We start from the raw sequence: 5,830 nt of genomic DNA, 5'->3' as shown, positions 1-5,830 counted from the left end.
TCGTGTACCAAAGTTAAAAAATCAAAAGAAGAAAAAACAAGTAAATAATCGATTAATTTTATATGTATCGATTTTATTTTTATTGGTGCTTTTTTTAATTTATTTTCGATCTCCGCTTAGCAATATAAAGCAGATTACAGTTCATGGTAATCATTATATGACGGATGAACAAATAATGGAGCAGTTAGGAATTACATATAAAACAAGTTATTTTCGTGTAGTAGGACATCAAGCGGAAGCGAATTTAAAAAAGCAAAAGGAAATTAAAAATGTCCATGTGAAAAAACAATTTCCAAATAAAATTGTTATCGATGTTGAGGAATATGTGACAATTGGCTACATTAATAAAGATGGCAAATTATATCCCCTTTTACAAAATGGAAAATCATTAGATGCTCTTCCAAATGGGAAGTTGCCAGTTGCTGCACCGATTTTTGTTCCTTTTGAAGAAAAGAAAATGAAAGAATTGATTGCTGAACTAGAAAAATTAACACCAGCTGTTCTTCGATCGATTTCAGAAATTCAATACAAACCAACAGATTTGTATGCAGATCATCTTACATTGTATATGAATGAGGGATACGAAGTAAGCACGGTTATTCAAGACTTTGCAAAACGAATGGAAGCTTACCCTCTTATTATTAAGAATTTATCGCCAGATAAAAAAGCAATTATTCATCTAGAAGTAGCCGCTTATACCGAATATATCAATTAAATGATATAAAGAGTGGTAAAGTAGATACTTTGATTGTAAAATATGTTTTGTTGGGAAAAATAGGAATGTATTCTTGGAAATTATGTAATTTAGTCATATTTTTTCCTATTTTCTTTTTTAATATAATCTTAGGTGCAAGTTTCACTTTTCTAGAAGTACATCTTAGTGTAGACTTATAATTGGCGGTAATCTTTGTAGTTAGAGAAGATTATTTCAAAATATAACAGTGATTTTCATATTATTGTTATAAAAGTGAATGAATGCCAAATAAAAATAAGAAAAATATAGTGTTAAAAAAGGGAAACTCATAAATACGTTGAATATTTTTCTTATAACATAGTAAAGCAACGATTGTTGTTCCATATATTGATTTTTATGGTATAAATAAAGAAGGAGGTGCCAGAGAATGAACAGCAATGAAATATATGTTAGTCTTGACATCGGTACATCCAATGTTAAAGTCATAATTGGCGAGATGGTCAATGACGCTTTAAACATTATTGGTGTTGGAAATGTAAAGTCAAATGGTTTGAAAAAGGGCTCCATTGTTGACATAGATGAGACTGTACAATCGATTAAAAAGGCGATTGAACAAGCTGAACGCATGGTAGGAATACACATTGAACGAGTTGTTGTAGGTGTAAATGCAAATCAAGTACAGCTTCTTCCTTGTCATGGAGTAGTCGCTGTTTCAAATGAAGACCGTGAAATTGGAAACGAAGATGTGCTTCGGGTACTTGATGCAGCACAAGTTGTGTCAATTGCACCAGAGCGCGAATTTATTGATGTGGTACCTCGACAGTTTATCGTAGACGGTCTCGATGAAATTAATGATCCGCGCGGAATGATTGGCGTACGTTTAGAAATGGAAGGTACATTAATTACAGGCTCGAGAACATTGTTACATAATTTACTTCGATGTGTAGAAAAAGCGGGCCTTGAAATAATTGATATTTGCCTTCAGCCATTAGCAGCATCAGCAGTTGCTTTATCGAACGATGAAAAAAATCGAGGGGTTGCTCTTGTTGATATCGGTGGAGGTTCGACGACATTATCAATTCTCCAAGATGGAGAATTACAAACAACAAGTATATTACCGATTGGCGGAGATCATATTACAAAAGATATTGCCATCGGTTTGAAAACATCAACTGAAAATGCAGAACAAATTAAGCTAAAATATGGACATGCTTTTTATGATACAGCATCTGAGGAAGAAGTGTTTACTGTTTCAATGATGGGTAGTGATCAAACAGAGCAATATTCTCAATTAGAGTTAGCTGATGTCATTGAAGCTCGTGTAGAGGAAATTCTTATGCTTGTACAAGATGAGGTACAAAAATTTGGCATTAAACAGTTACCAGCTGGATATGTACTTACTGGTGGTGTTGTTTCTATGTCTGGTATTCTTGATCTTGCAAATGACATTCTACATGAAAATGTTCGTATTGCAACGCCAGATTATATTGGTGTACGTGAACCACAATATACAATTGGTGTTGGACTTATTAAAAATGCATATCAAAAAGCTAAGTTGCGAGGAAAGAGTGTGCAGGATAAGCAGGAAAACTTTGAATTACAGCATACACATGCACCGGTACCTGCTGCAGTGCAACAACCGGCAAAGCAAAAGCCTCGTAATAACAATAATAACAATAACGATAATAATAATGAACGAATGATGTCAAAAATGAAGCGTGTATTCCGATATTTATGGGATTAGATTTGAACGCGAAAAATGAGGTTCTAGGGGGATTTCGACATGTTAGAGTTTGATACTACACAAGATCAATTAGCAAATATAAAAGTTATTGGTGTTGGCGGCGGCGGAAACAATGCTGTCAATCGTATGATTGAAAATGGTGTACAGGGCGTGGACTTTATCGCCGTAAACACAGATGCACAAGCACTAAATTTATCAAAAGCTGAAACAAGAATGCAAATCGGTGGTAAATTAACGCGCGGACTTGGTGCTGGAGCAAATCCAGAAGTAGGAAAAAAAGCTGCTGAAGAAAGTAAAGAGCAAATTCAAGAAGCACTTCGCGGTGCGGATATGGTCTTTGTCACAGCTGGTATGGGCGGTGGAACTGGGACAGGAGCAGCTCCAGTTATTGCACAAATTGCAAAAGAGCTAGGTGCATTAACAGTTGGAGTTGTAACTCGCCCATTTACATTTGAAGGTCGCAAGCGTGCAACGCAAGCTACATCTGGAATTGCTGCGTTTAAAGAAAATGTAGATACAATTATTGTTATCCCGAATGATCGTATTTTAGAAATTGTGGATAAAAATACACCAATGCTTGAAGCGTTCCGTGAAGCAGATAATGTATTACGTCAAGGTGTTCAAGGTATTTCTGACTTAATTGCAACGCCTGGTCTTATTAACTTAGACTTTGCAGACGTAAAAACAATCATGTCTAACAAAGGTTCTGCTTTAATGGGTATTGGTATTGGAACTGGTGAAAACCGTGCGACAGAAGCGGCAAAACGCGCGATTTCTAGTCCATTGCTAGAAACATCTATTGATGGTGCACAAGGTGTTATTATGAACATTACAGGTGGCACGAATTTAAGTTTATATGAAGTACAAGAAGCAGCTGATATTGTAGCTTCAGCTTCAGATCCGGAAGTAAATATGATTTTCGGTTCAGTAATTAATGAAAGTTTAAAAGATGAAATTGTAGTAACAGTGATTGCAACAGGTTTCGATGATAGCATCTCAATGCAACCACCTAAGCCACTTACTCGTCCTACAGCAACTTCTACTAAAAATGTACAGCAATCAGTACAACCGGTTAAACAACGTGAAGTAAAGCGTGAGGTTATGCGTGAAGAGCCAGTTGTGAATGATCGTCACACAGATGTAGATGATATCGATATCCCAGCATTTTTACGTAATCGTCGCAGACGCTAAGGGAGCGATTATAAAGTGAAATAATAAGCGGTGGGGACTCCTCACTGCTTATTATTTAAACCAATCAATCTCTTCTTGTTTATAAGAAGTGAAATGAATTTTCGTATGTCAAGGAAGAAAGACAACCATCTATTATGCATAGATGGTTGTCTTTTTTATTTTCTTTATCAAGCTATTCACAGGCTGTAAAATCCCACTTATGGAAGTTTCACTTCATATTGATGCAAATCCCGCTACTTACTCAAAGAAAGCACTTTTTCAACATGACAAATTATTCCTCAAAGTTTCAAAATAACAAAAAATCCATTCCGTGAATTGACACACTTTTCCAATGGATATGCATTATACTAGTCTCAACTTTATAAAAAAGAGGTGAACCGTTTGGTCGTTTACGCCGACATTATATGGTTATTAAATGTCTGCATTGATTTTCTTTTACTTTTATTAACAGCAATTGTTTTAAAACAGAAAGTGAAAAGATGGAGACTTGTGCTTGGCGCATGTATCGGTTCAACAATTGTTATTTTTGCATTCACGCCGTTAGCATCGTTGATGACACATCCTGTAATGAAGTTAATATATTCATTTCTTATTGTTTATGCTACATTTGGCTTTATTCGTTTTCGGACATTTCTACAGAGCGTTTTAACGTTTTATTTTGTGACGTTTATGGTAGGAGGTGGCCTCGTCGGAACACACTTTTTTCTTCAAACAAATGACATGATGAACGGACTAATTTCAACAAAATCTATTTCGTATGGTGATCCTGTAAGTTGGTTGTTTGTTATCATTGGGTTTCCTGTTATTTATTATTTTTCTAAAAAGAGAATTGAGGATGTAGAAGTGACAAAAATTCATTATGAGCAAATTGTGAAAGTAGATATCAAAATTGATATAAATGATATTCAACTAGATGGATTGATTGATAGTGGAAATCAATTACATGACCCGCTTACAAAAACACCAGTTATGATTATCAACGTTGCTTCTTTGGAACATGTGCTTCCGCAATGGCTAATAGAACAAGTTCAAATGAAAACGGCTATTCCTTATATACCAGATGAAGAATCACAGTGGGCAACTCGTTTGCGTTTAATTCCTTACCGAGCTGTAGGGATTAATCAACAATTTTTATGGGCGTTTAAACCTGACTATGTGCAAATTGATCATGAAGGTACGAAGGTGGCAGTAAATAAAGTATTAATTGGTTTGAATGCACAGCAGTTATCAACGAATGGAGAGTATCAATGTATTCTACATCCAAAAATGTTATTGTCACAAAAAATAACAATTGCTTAATACAGAAACGGAGGGATTGGGTTGAAATTGAAATTTCGGTTAACGTATCTTTGGTATAAATTATTACTAAAACTTGGAATTAAGACCGATGAAATTTACTATATCGGTGGAAGTGAAGCATTGCCACCTCCATTAACAAAAGAAGAAGAAGAAATATTGCTGCAAAAACTACCAAAAGGAGATGAAACAGCAAGGTCGCTTTTAATAGAGCGCAATTTACGTCTTGTTGTATACATTGCTAGAAAGTTTGAAAATACAGGAATTAATATCGAGGATCTTATTAGTATTGGAACTATTGGTTTAATTAAAGCGGTTAATACATTTAATCCAGAAAAAAAAATCAAACTTGCAACGTATGCATCAAGATGTATTGAGAATGAAATATTGATGCATTTGCGGAGAAATAATAAAAATCGTTCGGAAGTATCATTTGATGAGCCGCTTAATATTGATTGGGATGGAAATGAACTATTGCTATCAGATGTTTTAGGGACAGATGAAGACATTATTACAAAGGACTTAGAAGCAACTGTTGACCGTCACTTACTTATGAAAGCGTTGCATCAATTAAATGATCGAGAGAAGCAAATTATGGAACTTCGTTTTGGCCTAGATGGTGGAGAAGAAAAAACACAAAAGGATGTTGCTGATATGCTGGGGATTTCCCAGTCCTATATATCGCGTTTAGAAAAACGAATTATTAAAAGGCTGCGCAAAGAATTTAATAAAATGGTATGAGGCTAAGCGGTCAATTGTCTCGTTATAAAGTGAAACTTTAATCAGTGGGGGTTTTCTTCATCCCCCACTGATTATTAGTTGAACCAATCGGGCTTTTACGGGCAGTTATCCCCCACCTATCTTCTTTAGAAAAGCGGAAGCGGCTCGCCCAGAATCGCAGGACG

5 protein-coding genes are annotated in these 5,830 nt (G+C 35.4%); all 5 read left to right on the top strand.

Annotated features, from left to right (window positions below; translation table 11 throughout):
* The coding region (locus V7024_RS11645; protein WP_335519918.1) for a cell division protein FtsQ/DivIB at positions 1–715 on the top strand (715 nt) is incomplete at its 5' end.
* Between the two features lie 406 nt (positions 716–1,121).
* Positions 1,122–2,438 (top strand): cell division protein FtsA, encoded by a 1,317-nt coding sequence (gene ftsA, locus V7024_RS11635; RefSeq protein ID WP_335519914.1) that lies wholly within the window; start codon positions 1,122–1,124, stop codon positions 2,436–2,438.
* 39 nt (positions 2,439–2,477) lie between these two features.
* Positions 2,478–3,629, top strand: coding sequence for a cell division protein FtsZ (ftsZ, locus tag V7024_RS11630; RefSeq protein WP_098916282.1), 1,152 nt, complete (start codon positions 2,478–2,480; stop codon positions 3,627–3,629).
* A gap of 381 nt (positions 3,630–4,010) precedes the next feature.
* Positions 4,011–4,928 (top strand): sigma-E processing peptidase SpoIIGA, encoded by a 918-nt coding sequence (gene spoIIGA, locus V7024_RS11625; protein WP_335519909.1) that lies wholly within the window; start codon positions 4,011–4,013, stop codon positions 4,926–4,928.
* A 21-nt stretch (positions 4,929–4,949) separates the two neighbouring features.
* On the top strand, positions 4,950–5,666 hold the full coding sequence (gene sigE, locus V7024_RS11620; RefSeq protein ID WP_020059244.1) for an RNA polymerase sporulation sigma factor SigE: 717 nt from the start codon (positions 4,950–4,952) through the stop codon (positions 5,664–5,666).
* Positions 5,667–5,830: the final 164 nt, after the last annotated feature.

Source organism: Bacillus sp. JJ864 (genome assembly GCF_036963045.1).
Taxonomy (GTDB): Bacteria; Bacillota; Bacilli; order Bacillales; family Bacillaceae_G; genus Bacillus_A; species Bacillus_A pseudomycoides_C.
The sequence above is the reverse complement of the archived record's forward strand: the minus strand, read 5'-3'. Positions and strand labels throughout refer to the sequence as shown.

What these genes read in the sequence shown, in the direction of transcription:
- ftsA (WP_335519914.1), top strand. Translation starts at nt 1,122, where the DNA reads ATGAACAGCAATGAAATATATGTTAGTCTTGACATCGGTACATCCAAT.
- ftsZ (WP_098916282.1), top strand. Translation starts at nt 2,478, where the DNA reads ATGTTAGAGTTTGATACTACACAAGATCAATTAGCAAATATAAAAGTT.